The 19,487-nt window shown below is 39.0% G+C and carries 18 protein-coding genes and 1 pseudogene; 4 read left to right on the top strand and 15 right to left on the bottom strand.

The features are described 5' to 3' along the window. Positions 1–572: 572 nt before the first annotated feature. The 5 genes from argH to J7E66_RS30010 all read right to left on the bottom strand — a co-directional run bounded on the left by argH (position 573) and on the right by J7E66_RS30010 (position 6,157). Positions 573–2,108 (bottom strand): argininosuccinate lyase, encoded by a 1,536-nt coding sequence (gene argH, locus J7E66_RS30030; protein ID WP_215007310.1) that lies wholly within the window; start codon positions 2,106–2,108, stop codon positions 573–575. Between the two features lie 349 nt (positions 2,109–2,457). Then, on the bottom strand, positions 2,458–2,649 hold the full coding sequence (locus tag J7E66_RS30025; RefSeq protein WP_308162635.1) for a Fur-regulated basic protein FbpA: 192 nt from the start codon (positions 2,647–2,649) through the stop codon (positions 2,458–2,460). A gap of 188 nt (positions 2,650–2,837) precedes the next feature. Beyond that, on the bottom strand, positions 2,838–3,815 hold the full coding sequence (locus J7E66_RS30020; RefSeq protein ID WP_215007304.1) for an aldo/keto reductase: 978 nt from the start codon (positions 3,813–3,815) through the stop codon (positions 2,838–2,840). Positions 3,816–4,168: 353 nt separating this feature from the next. Then, positions 4,169–5,341, bottom strand: coding sequence for an MFS transporter (locus tag J7E66_RS30015; RefSeq protein WP_215007301.1), 1,173 nt, complete (start codon positions 5,339–5,341; stop codon positions 4,169–4,171). A gap of 57 nt (positions 5,342–5,398) precedes the next feature. Then, complete coding sequence (locus tag J7E66_RS30010; protein WP_215007298.1) at positions 5,399–6,157, bottom strand: carboxymuconolactone decarboxylase family protein; 759 nt, start codon at positions 6,155–6,157, stop codon at positions 5,399–5,401. 216 nt (positions 6,158–6,373) lie between these two features. Between J7E66_RS30010 and J7E66_RS30005 the strand changes: the two genes are divergently transcribed. Next, on the top strand, positions 6,374–6,922 hold the full coding sequence (locus tag J7E66_RS30005) for a TetR/AcrR family transcriptional regulator (RefSeq protein WP_215007295.1): 549 nt from the start codon (positions 6,374–6,376) through the stop codon (positions 6,920–6,922). A gap of 130 nt (positions 6,923–7,052) precedes the next feature. On the opposite strand, the gene J7E66_RS30000 is transcribed toward J7E66_RS30005, so the two are convergent. The 3 genes from J7E66_RS30000 to J7E66_RS29990 all read right to left on the bottom strand — a co-directional run bounded on the left by J7E66_RS30000 (position 7,053) and on the right by J7E66_RS29990 (position 9,186). Beyond that, positions 7,053–7,760 carry an SDR family oxidoreductase gene (locus tag J7E66_RS30000; RefSeq protein WP_215007292.1) on the bottom strand — a complete coding sequence of 236 codons (708 nt, stop codon included), beginning with the start codon at positions 7,758–7,760 and terminating at the stop codon, positions 7,053–7,055. A gap of 64 nt (positions 7,761–7,824) precedes the next feature. Continuing rightward, the gene (locus J7E66_RS29995) at positions 7,825–8,994 is read right to left on the bottom strand and encodes an MFS transporter (protein WP_215007289.1); all 1,170 of its coding nucleotides are present in this window, start codon (positions 8,992–8,994) and stop codon (positions 7,825–7,827) included. A gap of 24 nt (positions 8,995–9,018) precedes the next feature. Further along, entirely contained in the window at positions 9,019–9,186 is a 168-nt protein-coding gene (locus J7E66_RS29990) for a hypothetical protein (RefSeq protein WP_215007286.1), read from the bottom strand. A 337-nt stretch (positions 9,187–9,523) separates the two neighbouring features. On the opposite strand from J7E66_RS29990, the gene J7E66_RS29985 reads away from it, so the two are divergent. Beyond that, positions 9,524–10,426: a LysR family transcriptional regulator gene (locus J7E66_RS29985; protein ID WP_215007284.1), complete on the top strand. Its 903-nt coding sequence runs from the start codon at positions 9,524–9,526 to the stop codon at positions 10,424–10,426. 156 nt (positions 10,427–10,582) lie between these two features. On the opposite strand, the pseudogene J7E66_RS29980 reads toward J7E66_RS29985, so the two are convergent. Next, positions 10,583–11,240: pseudogene (locus tag J7E66_RS29980) on the bottom strand (NAD(P)-dependent alcohol dehydrogenase); the annotation flags it as partial. 307 nt (positions 11,241–11,547) lie between these two features. On the opposite strand from J7E66_RS29980, the gene J7E66_RS29975 reads away from it, so the two are divergent. Next, on the top strand, positions 11,548–11,964 hold the full coding sequence (locus J7E66_RS29975) for a MerR family transcriptional regulator (protein ID WP_215007282.1): 417 nt from the start codon (positions 11,548–11,550) through the stop codon (positions 11,962–11,964). A 395-nt stretch (positions 11,965–12,359) separates the two neighbouring features. Here J7E66_RS29975 and J7E66_RS29970 read toward each other — a convergent pair whose 3' ends face one another. From J7E66_RS29970 to J7E66_RS29955, 4 genes are all read right to left on the bottom strand, one after another. Then, the gene (locus J7E66_RS29970; protein WP_215007280.1) at positions 12,360–13,154 is read right to left on the bottom strand and encodes an XdhC family protein; all 795 of its coding nucleotides are present in this window, start codon (positions 13,152–13,154) and stop codon (positions 12,360–12,362) included. A gap of 178 nt (positions 13,155–13,332) precedes the next feature. Further along, complete coding sequence (locus J7E66_RS29965; RefSeq protein WP_215007278.1) at positions 13,333–14,205, bottom strand: FAD binding domain-containing protein; 873 nt, start codon at positions 14,203–14,205, stop codon at positions 13,333–13,335. After that, on the bottom strand, positions 14,199–14,675 hold the full coding sequence (locus tag J7E66_RS29960) for a (2Fe-2S)-binding protein (RefSeq protein ID WP_308162634.1): 477 nt from the start codon (positions 14,673–14,675) through the stop codon (positions 14,199–14,201). The genes J7E66_RS29965 and J7E66_RS29960 overlap by 7 nt, the downstream gene beginning before the upstream one ends. Then, positions 14,659–16,824 (bottom strand): xanthine dehydrogenase family protein molybdopterin-binding subunit, encoded by a 2,166-nt coding sequence (locus J7E66_RS29955; RefSeq protein WP_215007274.1) that lies wholly within the window; start codon positions 16,822–16,824, stop codon positions 14,659–14,661. Before J7E66_RS29955 ends, J7E66_RS29960 begins: the two co-directional genes overlap by 17 nt. Positions 16,825–17,300: 476 nt before the next feature. Between J7E66_RS29955 and J7E66_RS29950 the strand changes: the two genes are divergently transcribed. After that, complete coding sequence (locus J7E66_RS29950) at positions 17,301–17,534, top strand: DUF3892 domain-containing protein (protein ID WP_215007271.1); 234 nt, start codon at positions 17,301–17,303, stop codon at positions 17,532–17,534. Between the two features lie 320 nt (positions 17,535–17,854). On the opposite strand, the gene J7E66_RS29945 is transcribed toward J7E66_RS29950, so the two are convergent. Together J7E66_RS29945 and J7E66_RS29940 are read right to left on the bottom strand one after the other, a co-directional pair. Further along, positions 17,855–18,277: a hypothetical protein gene (locus J7E66_RS29945; RefSeq protein ID WP_215007268.1), complete on the bottom strand. Its 423-nt coding sequence runs from the start codon at positions 18,275–18,277 to the stop codon at positions 17,855–17,857. Between the two features lie 210 nt (positions 18,278–18,487). Beyond that, positions 18,488–18,928, bottom strand: a complete 441-nt coding sequence (locus J7E66_RS29940; protein WP_215007265.1) for a cell wall hydrolase — start codon at positions 18,926–18,928, stop codon at positions 18,488–18,490. Positions 18,929–19,487: the final 559 nt, after the last annotated feature.

Below are 19,487 nucleotides of genomic sequence, written 5' to 3'. Positions count from 1 at the left end.
CTACTTCCTTTGCGACTAACTAAACGTTCATTATGTAATTATTCAAACAACTAAGTAGAACTATTTATTTTAGTAGTATTATAACATAATATTCAGAATTTTATTTACTTTGTTTAAATAGTAGGAACTATGATTTTATAGCTCTGAAATAGTATGCGGACTTGATTTAATAGATTTAATTGCCCCGAAATGAAATTTTTTGAGTATCTTTTTTTAGCTGATTAACTGAATTTGACAATTTATTTCCCTCCCATTTTTATATTTTTTAGCCTTGAATAAGGTTATTTTTTCCCCTTGGTCCGATGATAGATCGTTATTCCCTTTCTCTTTTATTGAAAAAAAAAGAGGCCCTCATTTCAAGATAATCTCACCTTGAATTGAGAGCTTCTAGTTAACCAGTCGGCATATAAATTATTGAGCAACTATTTACTAACATCTTATACCCGACAATTCCTACCAGTTAAGTAGAAATTAAATATTTTTTACTATATTTTACTAAGTCATTCCCCTATTTAAGAACAGTAGGGTCCTGATCATCACATATTGTCTTCTGGAATTAACTGCCGCCTTCATCAATGTCCAGTATTGATATCGTTTTCATCCGTTTTACCCCAATGGCTTGTCAGTTGGTCAAGTCTTTCCATACAAACTTTAATTCGATTAACCTCAGTATGGAGTATAGAAATATCGTGGTGTAGACTAGCTTCTCTTTCCACAATGGCCCGCTTCATTTCCTCCGGTGCTGGTCCGCCAGGCAGCGACCGAGTTTTAACAAAGTGTTCTGGGTCCATTGCTGTGCGAATGATCTCCTCCGGTAAATTCAACGGAATTCCGACAACTGCTTTTGCCGCTTCATCCACGAGTACAGATGTGACAAGAGTAGCATTCAGTCCTCTGGCCAAGGCAATTTTCACCACCTGGCTGGCAATGGAATGAGAGGTTCGAAACGGGATGTTTGCTTTCCTAAACAGGGTGTCAGCTAATTCCGTTATCGTCGCAAAACTTTCTTGGGCCCTTCTTTTTAACAGTGCTTCATTTACTTCAAGTGTTCCAACCACCACGTTTGTTAACCGAAAAACTTGATCAATAAGGTGCAGGCCCTTCCATAAATACGGCTGAAGGTCATCCTCGGTATCGTTTATATCTCCGTATGGTGTGTTATGTAACATTTGAAGTACGGTTTGGGCATTCCCAATTCCGCTAGAGCTTAATGCACGAATATGCTCTAGTGAAACTGGATTTCTTTTTTGCGGCATAATGGAACTCGTTTGAACATAGGGGTCTGCCACACGAATCGCTGAAAATTCCTGGCTGGACCATAAGAGAAGGTCTTGTGAAAACCGGCCGAGATTGATAAAGGTTAATTGTATCGCTGTTGCAATTTCCCCTAAATAATCGGCACCGCCAATCGCATCATAGGCACTCTTAATGATTTTCGGAAATCCTAATAACTCTGCGACTGTATTTCGGTCAATCGGAAATCCAGTCGTAGTGAGGGCCGCCGCGCCGAGAGGACTAGCATTGCATGTATCATAGGCTGCTTTCAATCTTTTTAAGTCACGGTCAACGACATCGTACATACCCAGAAGATAATGGGAGAACGTCATCGGCTGGGCTTGCTGTGTATGGGTATGCCCAAGGACAATGGTTTCTTTATAGGTGTCGATCACCCTCAAAAGTGTTTCTTGAAAGGAAAGCAGCGCCTCGATGGCGAGTAGAATCTTGCCCCGAAGAACCATCCTGTACATTGCAACACCCATATCGTTCCTGCTCCGAGCAAGGTGCAAACTCCCACCCATTTCGCCGGCAACTTTCATAATTTGACTTTCTACAAGGAAAAAGAGATCCTCAAACTGTCCATCATAGGTGGATTGGAGAATTCTCTCCTTATCAAGCGCGCAAATAGCTGCAAGGATTTGGGAACCCGCACTCTCCTGCAACAACCCTTGTTCCACCAGCATAATCAGGTGGGCTTTATGGATTGCTATCATCGGCTCTAGTAAAGATTGCTTGGCGTGCTCATAAGCAGGTGCCAATACTATCTCTGAATAGGTCGCTCCAGGAAACTTCCGACCTTCTTTTTCCAAAATGCTCTCCTTAATATTCATCACAATACCCCCAATATTCCCCTATCATGGTTAATTCGGTAAAAAAGGCTACAAGAATGAATAAACCTTAAATGACTAGTAAACTTTTGAAAATAAAACAGGAGAAAAAAGTTCGCAATCTTTTGTTTATTTTATGCCTCCAGCCTATTTATGTTAAAAAAAAAGCATGAACATTGTATGTTCATGCCATCGGTTATCCGGAAGACAGTAAATAATACTTTATATAGACTAAAAATTCAACTTTTCTTCTTCATATCTGCCCCAACATTGATTTTTTAATTTCCATGCCAAAAAAAGACCGCAGGTGTGGAAATACCATACAGTCTAATGTAACGTAACCATATTTATTTTATATCCACTGAATAGATCCAAACTCACCATGCGGATGGTTTTGTAATTTAAATCTTCTATACTGATATTCTAATTTCGATAGTGGCAACTCATAAAGCTTTTGATCGTCTTTGTTATAGACGTTTAAAAAAATTAATTTATTGATAAGTTTTTGTCGCTTTTTTTCATCATTATTTCTCAACAGAAACACTCCCTTAGTTTTACAAAAACTTTCCCTTGAATACAACCACTTTTAATTTCATTTATTAGATTAATTTTATTATAAACCTACAATTCCTATCAGTAAAGTATGAATTAAAATTAAATAAAGAAGACACTATCATCATGACAGTGCCTTCGCGATTTTCTTAAGCATTTTAATAAAGACCTTTTTCGTCCTTACTTCCATTTACCAGTTAAAACCTCTGTTCGATCCGTTGCAGGTGACGGTGTCCTTGAAAAATTGGTAATTTCAGCGTACATTTCTTTTGTCATAATAAAATCAGCCGCTGCTAATGAATCTTCTAATTGGGCTAAATTACGGGCACCAATGATAGGAGCTGTAACAGCATGATTAGCCATTACCCAAGCAACTGCTAAAGTTGCAGGTTTCACATCATGCTCTTGTGCATATTTGGTGAACTGTTCAGCCGTAACAAAATCTTCATCGGCACCGTAACGGTCACCATAGCGGGAATTCTGTACAAGTCGGCCCTGCTCAGGACGTTTATTCATTCCATATTTTCCTGAAAGAAGTCCAGCACCAAGTGGGCTATAAGTAATGACTCCAATTTGTTCGGAAGCAGCCATTGGTAGGATTTCAACCTCTGCTTGGCGTTTAACAAGGTTATACATAGGTTGGATCAATTCAAAACGAGCGAGTTGCTCTTTTGCAGAAATTCCTAATGCTTTTGTGATTTGCCATGCTGCCCAATTGCTTACTGCTGGGTAAAGAATCTTTCCTTGCCGTTGTAAGTCATCAAGTGCTCGAAGGGTTTCTTCCATTGGTGTGCTTGCATCAAAGTCATGTAAAAAATAAAAATCAATATAATCCGTCTTTAAACGACGCAGGCTATTTTCAATACCTTGCATCATATGTTTTCGGGACAAGCCTCTAGCATTTACATCAGCACCCGTGTTCCAGAACACTTTTGTTGTCAGGACGATGGAATCACGTTCATGTGCGATGCATTCACCTAAAATTTCCTCAGAACGCCCATACACATCGGCAGTATCGAAGAAATTGATACCAGCTTCCCGACAACGTTGATACATAGCTTTAGATGTTTCTTCATCAGCGTCTCCGCCAAAAGACATGGCACCAAAACATAAATTTGAAACCTGAATTCCTGTTTTTCCTACTGTGCGATATTCCATATTGTACCTCCAAAATCTATTCGTTCTTTTGTTAAATGAATGCTAATCACGTTTTGTTACATCCATAAAGCATGAATTTTTTTTATTCGTCTGGAAAATCCACTGCTCGTTCTTCTTTCAAATAATCTTTAATGATTTACCCATCCAATGAAGTTAGAATGTGGCAGATTATATATGGTCTTTCCATGTGTTTTTCCCCTTTAAGTGATAGAATACTGCCCCAAAAGTGTGTAAATGGGGTAGCTAAAGAGATAAAATAATTCTTTCAATCGTTAAATTTAACGCAATTTGTTGATTATTGAGCAAATCATTATAAATTGTTGATTATTATACAACTCACAGTACACCCTCCATTAAATGGCTTTCTCGTAATTCCTGGGTTTACTACTAAGACTAAACGAGACCGCTGCGATAATTGCAGCAATGGCGACTGAGACAGCTCCGATCCAGCTGACTGCCAGCACCGATGTGCTTTTTACGGCAATACCCCCTATTCCAGCGGCTGCTGCTATGCCTAACTGTATAAAAGAACCATATAGACTAAGCATAATTCCTGACGCTTCTGGAGCAAGCCAAACCAGGTTATACTGCATACCTGGGCCAGATGACCATGCCGAGAAGGACCATAGCATAAGCAATGGAATGGCGACAAAGGTTGAACTAGTGATAGTAGATAGCAACACTAAAGCTATAACGTGGACAACTAAACCTGTGACAAGAGTTCTAGGGTTACCAATCCGATCCGTCATGAATCCACCAAACTTGGAACCTATTAAGGTAGCGATACCGAAGGCAAACAAGGCACCACTCAATTCTCGTCCGCTTATGGATGTAACGGTTAATAGGAATGGAGCAATATACGAATACATCACCCCATATCCTAGCTGCCAAAAGAACGTTGCACCTAGGCCCATTAAGATTTTCGGGTTTTTTAAATAAGAGAGTTGCTTGCCCAGAGGGACGGCCACCCCGTTATTTGTGGCAGGAATTGTACGCATGATAACGAAGATTGCTAGTAAACTAAGAACACCGATTCCCACGAAGATTAGCTTCCAATCGTATGCGGTGGCAACAACACGGCCAATTGGTACGCCGATGATGATGGCAGCACTAAATCCAAGAATAACTGTGCCAATAGCCCCTGCTTGTTTTTCAGGTGGGGCTAATTTTGCTGCGGCCGTCTTGGCAGCAATGGCAAAAACTCCACTTCCTAGAGCAAGTATAATGCGAGAGACAATAAGAAAACCGAAGCCAGGAAGGGTGATTGTCATCACACTGCCGAGCACCATTAAAGCAAGAGAAATCATCATTAACTTTCGCTGATTCATTTTTGTCGTCGCCATTACGACAAGTGGGGATCCGAACGCATTAGCAAGAGCAAATACGGTGATCAGCTGTCCTGCTACTGATACCGAAACATTATTCGAGGCAGCGACTTTATCCAAAATACCTGCAATAACGTACTCCGATGTACTCACCATGAATGTAATCAAGGCCAGCATGTAAATTTTCCAGGTGTTTTTCATATTGATTCCTTTTCACCCCTCAAAGATTCCTGGTACAACTTCCTATCGTTAAATTTTTCATTCATTTTCGGGAATCACTTCATTTACACAACTTAATGCGTTTAGTGTTCTCGGAAAGCCCATATAAGGGAGGCAGTGGGTGATGGCAGTGATCATTGTTTCCTTGTCATTGCCCACATTTTTGTTACCTAACACATGTGACTTTACTTGGCTTTCACAACCGCCAAGCGTACTGATAATACAGAGTGTTAGCAATTCCCGTGTTTTCAAATCAAGTCCCTCGCGAGTGTAGAAATCTCCGAAGCAAAAAGCGGAAAGATAATCCTGCATATGCTGTTGATTTGCTGGAGCAGCCTCACGCATTTTTGCAATGACTTCACCAAAAATCTCTACTTGAGAAGCAAGTCCTTTCTCGAAACGATTATCTTCATCAACAATCTTTTGGCTTTCAATTGGTAAGGCGATATTCTTTGCTTTGAAAACCTCATTGACTTCATTGATGGCGTTTAATGTTTTGGGAAATCCAATGTATGGAGCACATTGATAAACGGCCTCTTTGATTTCTACCGGTGTCAACCCAACATTCAATGCCGCGATGACATGTGCCTTCAGTTGAGGTAACGTTTGGTTGGTTGCAAGCACTACCAGAGTGATTAGCTCGCGTTGCTTGTCATCTAGGTTACCTTGATAAAAAACTTCTCCAAAAATAAAGCGGCTAAGAATGTCCTGAAAATCAGGATCGGTTGCGTACGCGGCTGGTACTCCTTTACCAAATAGTTGTTTGTATTTTTCCTTGCTCTTTTCAACTCTGTCCATAAATAAGCCTCCTGTATGAAGTTAATTTTCTTTTATTATTCCAAACGTTAGCTAAACATAATGCTTTAAAAATTAATATTGATTGATTAATCAACATCTGTTTATAATTATAAAAAGATTCTTAGTGTGTTCAATGGTTAGATTAACGCAATTCGTTGATTACTCAACAAAACAATTATAATTGTTGATTATCTTTAGAAAGATTGGTGAATGAAAATGGCTAAAGTAGATAGAAGAATAGCTAAAAGCCAAATAGCTATAAAAAATGCTGTTATTGAACTGATGTCTGAAAAAAATTTTGACGACATTACCATTCAGGATATTGCTGACAGAGCAGATGTTAATCGAGGAACAATCTATCTTCATTACACGGATAAATATGATCTACTGGATAAAATGATAGAAGAACATATAAACAATCTCCGAGAACTTTGCCAATCAGCATCTGAAATGACGTTTCAAGAAGGAAATTATGTCTGGTTCGACTACTTTGAGCATAATTACTTATTCTTTTCTACAATGTTAGCGAGTAAAGGTGCTCCTTATTTTCGTAGTCGGTTTCTTGATTTAGTCATTGAAGAGTATAAGGGTGAAGTGGAAATAAAAGAAGGAAAAAATCACGGTTTAAATGAAGATGTTATTCTTCAATTTTTTGGCTCAGCGATCGTTGGAGCAGTGGAATGGTGGTTCAAGAATGGAATGCCTTTGCCAGCCCGTGTCATGGCCGAACAAACTGGAGCATTGTTAGATAGGAACCTAGAATAATTCAATATGATATTAAAAGAAATGCCTTCTTCGCCTCAGTCAATAGCAAAAGAATAAAAGCCGATTATCCAATTAGGAAAATCGGCTTTTTTCTTTGATTAATTTTAATGATTAGCCATGGTGGACATGGTTACCAATCGATTCGTTTTCCATCTCGAAAGAATCCCCCATTAGGTCCCTCGGGTCCAACAGTTGCTAACCACTGGATAGATTCAGCAGCTTGTTTGGGAGTTCTTGGAGCCGATGGTCCACCCATATCTGAGCTTACCCACCCCGGATCAACCGCGTTTATTTTGATATCACCATTGATTTCTGCTGCTACCAATCGTGTCAATCCATTTAAAGCAAATTTAGACAACTTATAGGCTCCTACTCCTTGATATGACATCTCGCTCATCGCCCCATATTCTGAAGAAACATTAATGATTCTCCCATAGCCTTGTTTTTCCATGAGGGGAATAAAGGAACGGATCACATGGTAAGTGCCGAAGAAATTGGTTGTCATTGTTCTCTCCAGAATGGAAGGGTCCATTGCCACTAACTTTTTATTCTCATCCAGATACACGCCAGCATTATTAATCAATACGTCTAATCTTCCATACCGCTCATTTACTGTAATTGCAGCTTGATGGATGCTTTCTTGTTTATCTACATCCATGACCACAAACGAAACGTCCAGATTTGATTCCTTAAGTCTTTGCGCAGCTTCATGACCCATTTCTGGGTCACGGCTTGCCAAAATGACCTTAAAACCATTCAAAGCCAATTGCTTGACCAACTCCAATCCAATTCCTCGATTCCCGCCGGTGACAAGTGCAACTTTTATATCTTTTGACATTTAAAATCCTCCATTTCTCGTTCTCATATTGAGTCGTATCTAAAAATCCTAATCGGGATACTCCTTATTTTGAAAGTTGTTGTGCAGGGGTAAACATGTAGTTTCTTAGTAAAATAGTTACCAAACTTAATATTAATGATAAGAATCCCACCAATACGACGTATTGTGTGCCCATATCCGATATAATTAACCCGCCTACAGCTGCGCCAAATGTTGTTCCTAAATTAGCAGATGTTAAAAATAAGCCATTTGCGAAATCAGGTGCTTCGGGAGCTGAAGACGCAATCCAATATTGGTTAATATTGCCCCCTACTCCTGCTAAAACTCCCCAAATTAAAGTAATGATAGCCATTGGTATAGTAAATTGTCCAAAAAAGAATAATAGGATGTAAACAACTCCCAATGCAAAAGGAAATGTCATTACAGATTTGATCGCATTTTTAGTAAGTAACTTCCCTGCGACAATGCTTCCAATAATATTGGCTCCGCCGTATACGAATAATATTAGACTAATGGTATTGGAAGACATATTCGTAACAGTTTTCAGATAATCTGCAAGATAACTATAAACTCCAAATACGGCTGAGTTTAATAAAATGACAGATACAATCGAAAGCAAAGTAATAGATTTTTTTAATACCGATATTTGTGCTCCATAAGAAAGTCTTTCCTTAACAGGCATAGAAGGTACAAATAGTAAGGTAGCAACGAATGCCAAAACATTTACAATAGCAAAGAATACCATCGCCATTTGTAAAGAGGTTGCATTTGCAATAAAACTTGCGATTGGGACGCCGACTACCATACCGGCAGATACTCCTATAAATACTTTGGAAACAGCTTTTGGAGCTTCTTCTTTACTTACTGAAGCAGCCGCTACTGTAAATGCCAACGAACAATAAATGGGATGAAAAAAGGCTGGAATGATCCGAGCCATTAATAGAATGGTAAAGTTAGATGTATATATGGATACAATGTTTCCCAAAACGAAAACACCAAGTACAAGTAACATGACCTTCTTCCGATTTATCCCCGAAAACAATAACGGCATCGTTGGACCGGATACTGCTACAACAAGGGCAAAAGAACTCACCAGCCATCCTGCTTTTGATACACTGACATGAAAGTGATCAGCAATGGAAGGCAATATCCCAATAACCCCCATTTCTGTATTTAAGATGCCGAAGACTCCGATGGTTAATATAAATATGAGTAAATTATTTTGTTTTTGCAAGAAAATTCCTCCAACTCTCTTCCTTTAATCGACTTTTTCAATATGAACTGTGAAATCACCATGAACTTCCGGCGAATATTGGGAACCCCAGCCGGTACGCTTTTCCATCACTAAATAGTGTTCAATCTTTCCATCCTTATATCCAACAAGAGTGATAATGGTGCCGCTCGGAAGCTCCTTTCCGTTCTGCACTGTTTCAATTGCTTCCTTCCTATTTATATAGATGTCCTCCAAGTTTCGTTTTATTGTCTCGTAAATTCATTGTGACTGGGACTCTATCTGACTACTAATCCAAGTTGAACATCGTTGTCTTAAGATGGTAGGAAATTACTTTCAATCTCGTTACATTCGCAAGCATAAATAATTTCAGCATACGATAATGAATGACATCATCCTTTCTACTGTTGTTATTACTATTTATTCTAGCTACGGCCCTTTGATATAGCCAATGCTTATATCTTATATCATGATATGCTTGATGGGTATTTCAAAAACGTATATACTAAAACATCATAAAGGAGGGTGTTTTTTGGAACTAAGAGTTTTGCGCTATTTTCTTACTGTTGCAAGAGAAGGAAGCATGACGGCTGCTGCTGAATTTTTGCATGTTACACAGCCAACCTTGTCAAGACAATTAAAAGACCTTGAACAAGAGTTAGGAAAAAAATTATTTATTCGCAGTAGTCACAGTATTATTCTTACAGATGAAGGAATGCTTCTGCGAAAAAGATCAGAAGAAATCATAGATATGGTCGATAAATTAGAGACTGAGTTTAGTTCCATGGAAGAAACAATAAGTGGTGATGTCTTCATAGGTGGTGGGGAAACAGATGCTATGCGACAGATTGCACGGGTAGTAAAAGATTTACAGTTCAGTTACCCTAATATACGGTATCACCTCTACAGCGGAAACGAAGACGATGTGACCGAAAGGCTTGATAAGGGATTGCTTGACTTTGGAATATTAATTCAACCAGCTGATTTATCAAAATACAATTATTTCAATATCCCTGGTAAAGATGTTTGGGGCGTTGTTATGAGGAAAGACAGTCCTCTTGCCTACAAAGATTCCATTCAAGCAGTGGAATTATTAAATGTTCCGCTGATCTGTTCACGACAGGCTATGAAACAGACATTTTCCAAAAATGAATTTGCGGATTGGTTTGGTGAAGATTTTGATAAATTAAACGTCGTGACTACCTACAATCTTGCCTATAATGCTGCCATTATGGTTGATGAGGGCATTGGTTATGCACTAACTCTTGATAAAATAGTGAATACGTCTAGTAATAGTAACCTTTGTTTTAGACCGCTAGAGCCAAGACTTGAATCTGGCTTAAATATTGTTTGGAAAAAGCATCAGGTTTTTTCCGCTGCTGCAGAGATGTTTTTAAAAGAAATTCAGATGAAATTTTCAAATACCTTAAATTGACGAAAGCCTCCACTTCTGATGGGTCCATAATATCCATTTTCAAAAAATAAGAGAGTAGTATGAATACTACTTTGAAGCAACATATATAAAAGGATGTCCAAAAAGCAAGGCTTTTTGGACATCCCTCGAAAATAACATTAGAATTTATCATTTAACTCAAATTGTGCTGGTGTCAATCACAAATCGATACTTCACATCCGAAGCTAATACACATTCGTATGCTTCGTCAATTTGGTCGGCTGAAATTACTTCAATCTTAGGAACAATGTTGTGTTCTGCACAGAAGTCCGGCAAGTTTCTCGAATGTTTCTGGGTCGTTTGTGGCATAGTAGTTGTCAGCGCCGAATTCCAAGCCATCATCCTTTTTCTTCAATGATTGTGATAGAACGGTTACCTCGGCGCCCATGGCATGTGCAATTTTAACAGCCATATGACCAAGACCGCCCAATCCAACAACGGCTACTTTCTTACCTGGTCCAGCTCCCCAATGGTTTAATGGAGAATATGTCGTAATACCTGCACAAAGTAATGGTGCTGCCGCGTCAAGCTCAATGCTATCAGGTATTCTGACTACGAAATCCTCAGTTACGACAATGTGGGTAGAATATCCACCTTGAGTCGGATCGCCGTATTTGTCAACACCAGCGTAGGTGGGTACATTTCTATTGAGACAGTATTGTTCTTCACCTTTACGGCAATTTTCACAATCGCCACAGGAGTCAACCATACATCCGACCCCTACCCGATCACCTAGCTTGTACCTTGTGACCTCTGCTCCTACAGCTGTGACAATACCCGCAATCTCGTGTCCTGGTTAAAATTCCCTTTCATTCCCTTCTATCCCTACTTTTCTCTCCTGCAAAACAATATTAATCCTTATAGTTAACTCTAGGTCAAGAGATTAGTTTAGATTATTTTTGAAGATCCCCTGACCATAAAGGTTTCAAATCATCTATAAATTGGTACCTACATTCTTTTTTTAGTAAGTATTTCTCCGTAAAACAGAGCCAAGTTATACTTTCCCTGTAAGGTGACTTTGACATTATGAAAATACCATGATAAAATCTCCTCATTCATAGAGTTAACTCAAAGTCTATATCATTAAGAATAGGAGAAAAATGATGAAGACATATTCAATAAGCGAAGTTGCAAAAGAATTAAATCTAACAGTTTATACCTTACGTTACTATGACAAGGAGGGTCTAATTCCCTTTGTAGAACGGACACCAAGCGGAACACGAGTGTTTAAAGAATCCGATATCGACGCTTTAAAAGTAATAGAATGTCTTAAAGCAACCGGGATGCCTATTAAGGAAATTAAAACTTTCATTGATTGGTGTTCTGATGGGAATTCTACGTTGCAACAAAGATATGACATGTTTTTAGACCGAAAAGCTCATGTTGAAGCACAGATGGAAGAACTAAAAAAAACAATGGAAGTTATCGAGCACAAATGCTTATATTACAAGACTGCATTAGATGTCGGAACGGAAGATATTCATAAAAATACTAAAATAGGAATCTCCATTTCTAATTAACAGAAAGTCACCTGTATATAAATAGAAAAATTTATAATGCCATGATTTAATTAAAGAACGGAGAACTTTTTAATTTGAGTCTTTCGTTTGACTTGAACTTAACTTTAACTCTTATTAAGAAGGGCCTTTTCATAAAGGCCCTTCTTTCACACGTAACTTAGAATTATTAATAGCAACAGAATGCATGCAATCGTTAAATTTGCAATTTGTTGATTATTGAACAAATCAATCCATATTGTTTAATATCTTAAGAAAAGTATAGAGACCACCCATTTATCAAATGGATAAAAATAACAAATAAGGCCCACTCTTTGAATTACACAAAGCATTGACCTATAAGGCTTTTTACCTTTAAAAATGAAGCATTAAATCCGTTCCTCTGTTAATTCTTTTGCTTATCTATTTAACTGTTTCACTTTTAAAGGCTTGTGTTCCTTACTTACTTTAATGATTTCCCCGATAATACTAATGGCAATTTCTTCTGTTGTTTCCGAGCCCATTTCCAAACCGATTGGGGAATGGACCTGATCCAACTGTTCTTGCGTGACCCCTTCACTTTTTAACTTTTCAAATATGTGTATGACCTTGCGCTTGCTGGCAACCATCCCAACATAGGCAATCGGAAATTGCAGTGCTGTTTTTAAGACAATATCATCACCATCTTTTGTCACAATTACCACATATGACTTTTCATTTAAGTTGGCTGCGAGTATGGCCTTTCCAATATCCTCGTTCACAAAAAGGTTCGTCGCATTAGGAAAGCGTTCCTTCGTACAATAACCAACGCGATCATCGACAATGCAATAAGGATATTCAAGGGAATCAGCAAGCTTGGATAACGCATAGGCTAAATGACCGGCTCCGGCCAAAACGAGTTCAGGTCTGCTTGTATAGACCTCAATAAACACCCGCAACGTTCCCCCACAACTCATTTGAATTCCATCTTTTGCATGTCTATTTAATTTGTATTCAACGATTTTCGATTTACCCATTTGGAGCGCCTTTACACTCTCTTCGATGATGTAGTGTTCAGCCAAGCCACCTCCGACCGTGCCTTCAATTGACCCATCACGGTATACAATCATTTTTCCGACATGCCTGGGAGTTGAGCCCTTTGATTCAATAATCATGGCTAAGGCAAAGGTTTCGTTTTGACGGTTCAGTATAGCTACTCTTTCCATCAGTAGCATGAATAAGCTCCCCCCTTTTTTTTTTACATTGGCTATGTAAAACTTGCCTGTTGATTCCCGTTCCAGGCGCGTGCGGTTCGCGGGCGGTCCGGGGAGCCTGCCACAGGAGTCTTCGCACCTGGAACGAAGGTCAACAGGGTGCCAAAATCAACAATAGCTTTAACATAGCTAAAAAACATTAATTCGCTTGATATTGCTTCATGCTAAGGAAATAACGCAAAAGGTTTAACGCAACGGTTTTCCTGTAAGTCGCCGTGGAGCGCTGATCGTCGATTGGTCGAATGATTTTATCAAAGGCTGCTACAACCTGAGCGATGTCTGCATCGGCTAAGGGTATGGTTTTTCCAACTAGCTTCCTTTCAATATCAATGGAACGAACCATTGTAGGTCCGACTGCCCCGAAGGCAAAGCGCACATCTTCGATTCGAGCATCATTGATCCGGATATATCCTGCAAACCCTACTTTGGCAATGGCATCGGCATTGCGGTTACCGACTTTCTCAAAAACGACATGTGCACCATCTGCTAATACGGATGGCAATATGATTTCAGCCAATATCTCATTTTGATTACGCTGCACCCTTCGTGGACCTTGAATAAAATCGCTAATCGCAACCATTCGATCACCATTTACGGAGCGCAACAGAAGCTTAGCATTGTATACATATAATAATGGAAGTGTGTCACCGGCAGGAGAGGCGTTGCAAATATTCCCACCTAATGTCCCTCTGTTTCTTATTGCTGGGGCCGCAATGGTTTTAATGGCGTTTTTTAATGGTACCGGGATTAACGGATGTTCAAGTAATTCACTATAGGTACAGCAAGCCCCGATGTGGAGATCCTTCTGATTTTGATACACCCTCTTTAATTCGGAAAGATGATCAATAAAAACAAGCGGTTTTGGGAGTTTCAGAGGTACTCCCCTTCCACTTTTGTGAAGAACCATGACATCGGTGCCGCCAGCCATGATTGTACACTCTTCTCTATTCAATTGGCTCAACGTTTGGTCTAGGCGATCGAAGCGATACGTAGATGTTATTTTCTCTACCATATGCCATCACCTTTTTTAGCTGCCTCATTGATCGCATCAACTATCATATTGTAGCCCGTACATCGGCACAGATTTCCAGAAATACCTTCACGGATTTCAGCCTCTGACGGATGAGGATTTTTCGATAACAAAGCTGCGCTTGCCATAATCATCCCCGGAATACAATAGCCGCATTGCACTCCCCCTGCTAAGCTATAGCTCTCATCTAAAATCTTAAATTGTTCCGTTTCAAGTATACCTTCTATCGTTTGAATATCGGCACCAGTAATCGAGCCAATGGGAATAAGGCAGCTGTTTTGCAAGAGGTTATTCACAAAAACACTGCATGCTCCGCACTCGCCTTCACCACAGCCTTCCTTTGTTCCGATTAACTCAAACTCATCTCTTAATAAATCTAGTAATCTTGCTGTAGCAGGGGCGTCTGTTTCTACGGGTCTTCCATTTAGTGTGAATTTAATCAACCTCTTCACCTTCTTTCATCCACAGACTTTCAATAATGACTTCCGGTGTTATCGGAATTTGCTGAAAAGAAGTTTGCAGTGCATCCTCGATCGCAGCCTGGACTGCTGGAGCGCCGCCGATTAACGTCAGTTCACCTGCGCCCTTTGCCCCGTATGGACCGTCAGCATAAGGGTTATCAAAGACTTTACTTTCGATTGGAACAACGTCCAATGAAGTCGGCGGTCCATAATCCGAAATGCTTTTTTGTTGGATCTTGCCTTGCTTTGACGTCATCTTTTCTAAATATCCGTACGCTAATCCTTGAGCCAAACCACCGTCAATTTGGCCTTTCATAATCCGTTCATCGATGACCTTCCCTACTTCATAATTGCCGTATACTTTTTCTAACTTTACATTTCCTGTTAACGTATCCACTTCCAACTCAACGAAATTCACACCCCAGGAATAAGCCGGGTAAGCATCTCCCGTGAAGGTTTTCTCGTCCCAAGGGATCATTTCACGGTGAACATAATGCTCCACTACTTCCTGTTCCACCCCTGATTGCCACTTATCCTTAAGGTTTTTTGCGGCCCGTTCCAACAATTTCCCGACAATCATTGTCGTCCTGGAAGCAACGGTCGGACCAGAGTCTGGAACCTCTTTTGTATCGGGATAAGGGTACAAAACATCTTCATACGGGAGGTTTAGTTTCTTGGCGACAATTTTACACAGCGTCGTTAAAATGCCTTGTCCCATATCAGAATTTGAGATTTTTAGCATAACTTTGCCGTCCTTTGATTTAACCAACTTCACCGTTGCTTTAATATGATCCCTTTCGCCACTGCCTGTAAATCCACAGCCGTGGAGGAACAGTGAAGTTCCTATGCCTCTTTTAAAGCGCTGATTTTGTTGATTGAAACGCTGAAACTCCTCTTTCTTCTTTTTGTATTCCGACGTGTTGAGCAGGTGCTCAATCATCTCTTGCATTAATATGGGGTCGCGGAATATTCCTTTGGTGATGGTGGGGTCTCCTTGTTTAACGAGGTATTTTCGTTTATATTCAAGTGGTTCGATGTTTGCCAGTTTACTAAGATGTCCGATATGACTTTCGATTCCGGCGAAGCTTTGTGGAGCACCAAAGCCTCTGAAGGCGCCATTCGGAACGGTATTGGTTTTTAAGACATAGCCTTTTGCATGAAAATGCGGAATTTTATAAACACCGGCACTGTTTATTAAGGCACGCTGCAGTACGACAGAACTCAAACCGACATTCGCTCCGCCATCGAGATAGATGTCAACACACAGGCTCAAAATATTTCCTTCCTTATCAAGGGCTGTTCGATAGTTGAGTTTGGCCGGATGCCTTTTCGTTGTAACCACCATATCCTCCGAACGGTCGAACACGAGCATCACCGATTTTTTGACTGCTTTTGCTGCAACAGCTACGTGACACGCCATCATCGAAGGAAATTCTTCTTTGCCGCCAAAACCTCCGCCAGTAGGGCTTTGAACCACTCTGACATCATCGTCACCACAGGCTAATGCGCTTAGCAAGGCATTTTTTATATAATAAAGACATTGCATTGATCCTTGGACGACAATTTCATCCTCCTTATAAATGGCAAGCATTCCTTGTGGCTCAAGGTAGACATGCTCCTGATAACCCGTATCATATTCTTCTTCGATGATTTGATGGGCTCCCTGTTCGATCGCTGAAATAATCTCTAAGCTTTCCCCGAATTCATAGCTTGCCATAATGACCCCAGCTGCAGATTTTTGCTTGATCGCTTCGTCCAATGTATAGATAGGCGGATGTTCTTCAAATTCAATCTCTACTTCATTTAACAAACGGTACAAGATATTCAGTTCTTCTCCTACGATCATCAGAATTGGCTCACCAATATAATTGACCCACTCATTGGCAAAAATGGGCTGATCTTCTTTGATAATTTTTACATAATTCGGACCAGGGATATCCTCTGCTCCAACCGCTTCATATCCTTCCGGAAGGTTTGGTAATTGGATGGAGATGATTTTTCCATATGCAATCTGAGACCGAACCAAAACACCATAAACCATATTTTCCACTTTCATGTCACTAATATAGGGCAGCTGGCCCGATACTTTTCCTGTATGATCCTTTTTGGGCACTGAGGTACTTATGTCTTTGAGACTCATTGCACAACACCCTTCGACTCATTTTTTATAGCGGACACATTATAAATAGAGAAACCCCTTCTTTCGATTTTATAAATGTGAAAGATATTTTATGAATAATTTCATTCAAGAATATCGTTGTTTTTAATTATATTTTTATTTCGGGCAGCTTTACCTATTTATGTAAGAATTTTTGACAAGGTATTTTCATTTAACTTGTTTGTTCTTTTCCGTATCAATCAGTCAAGGCTTTTACTATTTTTTCATATTTAAATAGCTGAAGTTTTTCAGGAATTTGTACTTCACCTATTTTTATGTAACCTGATTTTTCATAAAAGTGGTGATTTCTTTTGTTTAAATAAGGAGTATATAAACTCCAATCTGTTATTAAGGAAAATTCCGAAAGATTTACACAGCTAATTTTCGGCTGTAAGTTTATAAAATATGAATTTTTTTATTTTTTTAAGTCATCCTATTTATATATAGGAGGCAAAATTATGGAAAAACGTCAAGAATCTGTCATCGCCGTCCGTAAGAATGGAGATGACGATATTATCGAATTAAAGTTGTCAAACGGTCAAGTCGTTGATTACAAAGAAGCACAACAGATGGCAAAAAGTGGGTCAATTGTAAACGTCAATGTTTTCAAGGGTGGCGATGGAGAGGAACATCTTCGGAGCAATCCGGACGGTGATCCGATCAACAACCTTGATAATCTCCCCCAGTTCTGATGGAAATATTAAAAAAGAGTCTTTTAGTAACGGGTTCTATTATGAAGCACAAAATTCCAATTAGCGGTTAAAATCACGGGATTAACAAGAAGATTAACAAAATAATCGGCATATAAAAATATGCTCAGGGCATATAAACTCTGAGCCTTTTTCTATATATTGGGCTTATTGAATACAGATAGGTAAGGGTTTGAAGTTATCGCCGCCTTTTCCCCCTGTTCACACCGTACGTGTAACCTGCCCCTTCAGTTGAACAACAAAAAAAAGAGCTGCCGCCGCAACTCCATCTTTAACTCAAGCACCCGTTAACGCAATAAGGATTATATTTCTTCTTGATATATTTCTGATTTTATCGGCTTCAAATTTATTGGTATTTTAAACTCCTGAAGACTTTCAATATGATTAAAAAAATTATCTATATTATCATAATCCATTGACCATTCTTCTACCTTTAACTTTTTTAATTCATTTGTTGGTTTAAATAAAAATTCACAGTGTAGTTGTTCCATATGAGAATAGTCATCTTCTTCATAAACAGTAAACTGACGTATAAAATCAAAATGAAATAGTTTTTCTCCAGTAAACTTATAAACACCACATTGAAATAAAATTTCTATTTCTTCTTCTCCCTCAACCTCCTCTGTAGAAAAAGCTTTAAATGCTTCCCAAACATTTTTTATATCATTGCTATCATCACCAATCTTATTTTTAAGATAACTTTCAGCATTCTTAACTGTAAGCACTACATCACCTCCTATTTACAATTTCACCAATCCCTATCCATTATTCAGGTTGATAGCAAAAGAACGATTTTCTTATTAAACAATCGCACCCGTTAGCTTAAGTACAATATTTCACAATCTTGCTTTCTTGGATAAAAACTATTACTAAAAGTTTTATTTTATTTTGCGTAAATATTCTAAATATATAAAAAGCTTACTCATAGAGTAAGCTTAACCGCTATAAACACTATCACATGTTCCAGCTTTTGGTTCATAAAAACAATGTTGTTTAAATTGACCGGATTGAGGTTGATCGTACCATGTTGGAGGGCATGGAGCATGTGGATTAAAATACCAAAGGGCATATTTCGCTGGGTGGTCTCTCCAATAATCCAAATTCTGTTTTGCTAATCTTCTTTCAGCAGTTCTTGATCTTTGATAAAATACATTCCCTTTTTGAACGGCTTCAAAGGAAAAATTTCCTCCTTGTACTTGAAAAACAACTTGGGGAACTGTTCTTAAACCTTTAAAATCTAAACAATTTGCTGCAAGACGATTCACAATTACATTTCCAACATATAACATTCCCTGTTTTCCTTCACCTTCGGCTTCTGCTCTCATCATCCTTGCCATTACGTCAACGTCTGAGCTTCGGTAATTTACTCTTGGCATTTTTCCACCCCCAAAATATAGTATGAAAAAAAGTCTACATTCATGTTATTGTTTATTTAATAAGAATGCTTAATTTTTAAAGCTTACAGTTTTTAAGTAAAATGAAAACTATTGCATTCTTTTTATCCCCTTATTCAACTCCCTCAGTTTGATACGAATATCTCTTGAATGCTCACTTATTCGCAGGATTTCATAACCCTTGTAATTGGATTTACGGGTAATTGAAATGAGTTCAGATTATCTTGGCTTCGTGAAGGCATAGTTAAATAAAGGAGTCAGCTACCACTCCATATTTTACCATATAATGCACATCTCCACGCCGCCCCTGGAGGCTTTCCCTCCCATGTCTCAACGGGTCAATTGCCCTCTCATTCCTTCGTCATGCCTATCCAAGGGGTGGAGGCCAGTTATGCTAAACTGATGGGTCACAGTGCCCTTTTGTTGAAGAAACCTGGTACTCCGTGCATATTTGAAATCCTACGAATAAGACAACATTCAAAATTTAAGATAACTATTTAACTATAAGACTTTTAGTCATACTGCTTTTATGCTGCTAATG

The organism is Bacillus sp. ISL-7, assembly GCF_018613065.1.
Note: the sequence above shows the minus strand (reverse complement) of the source record. Positions and strands in the feature narration are given on the sequence as shown.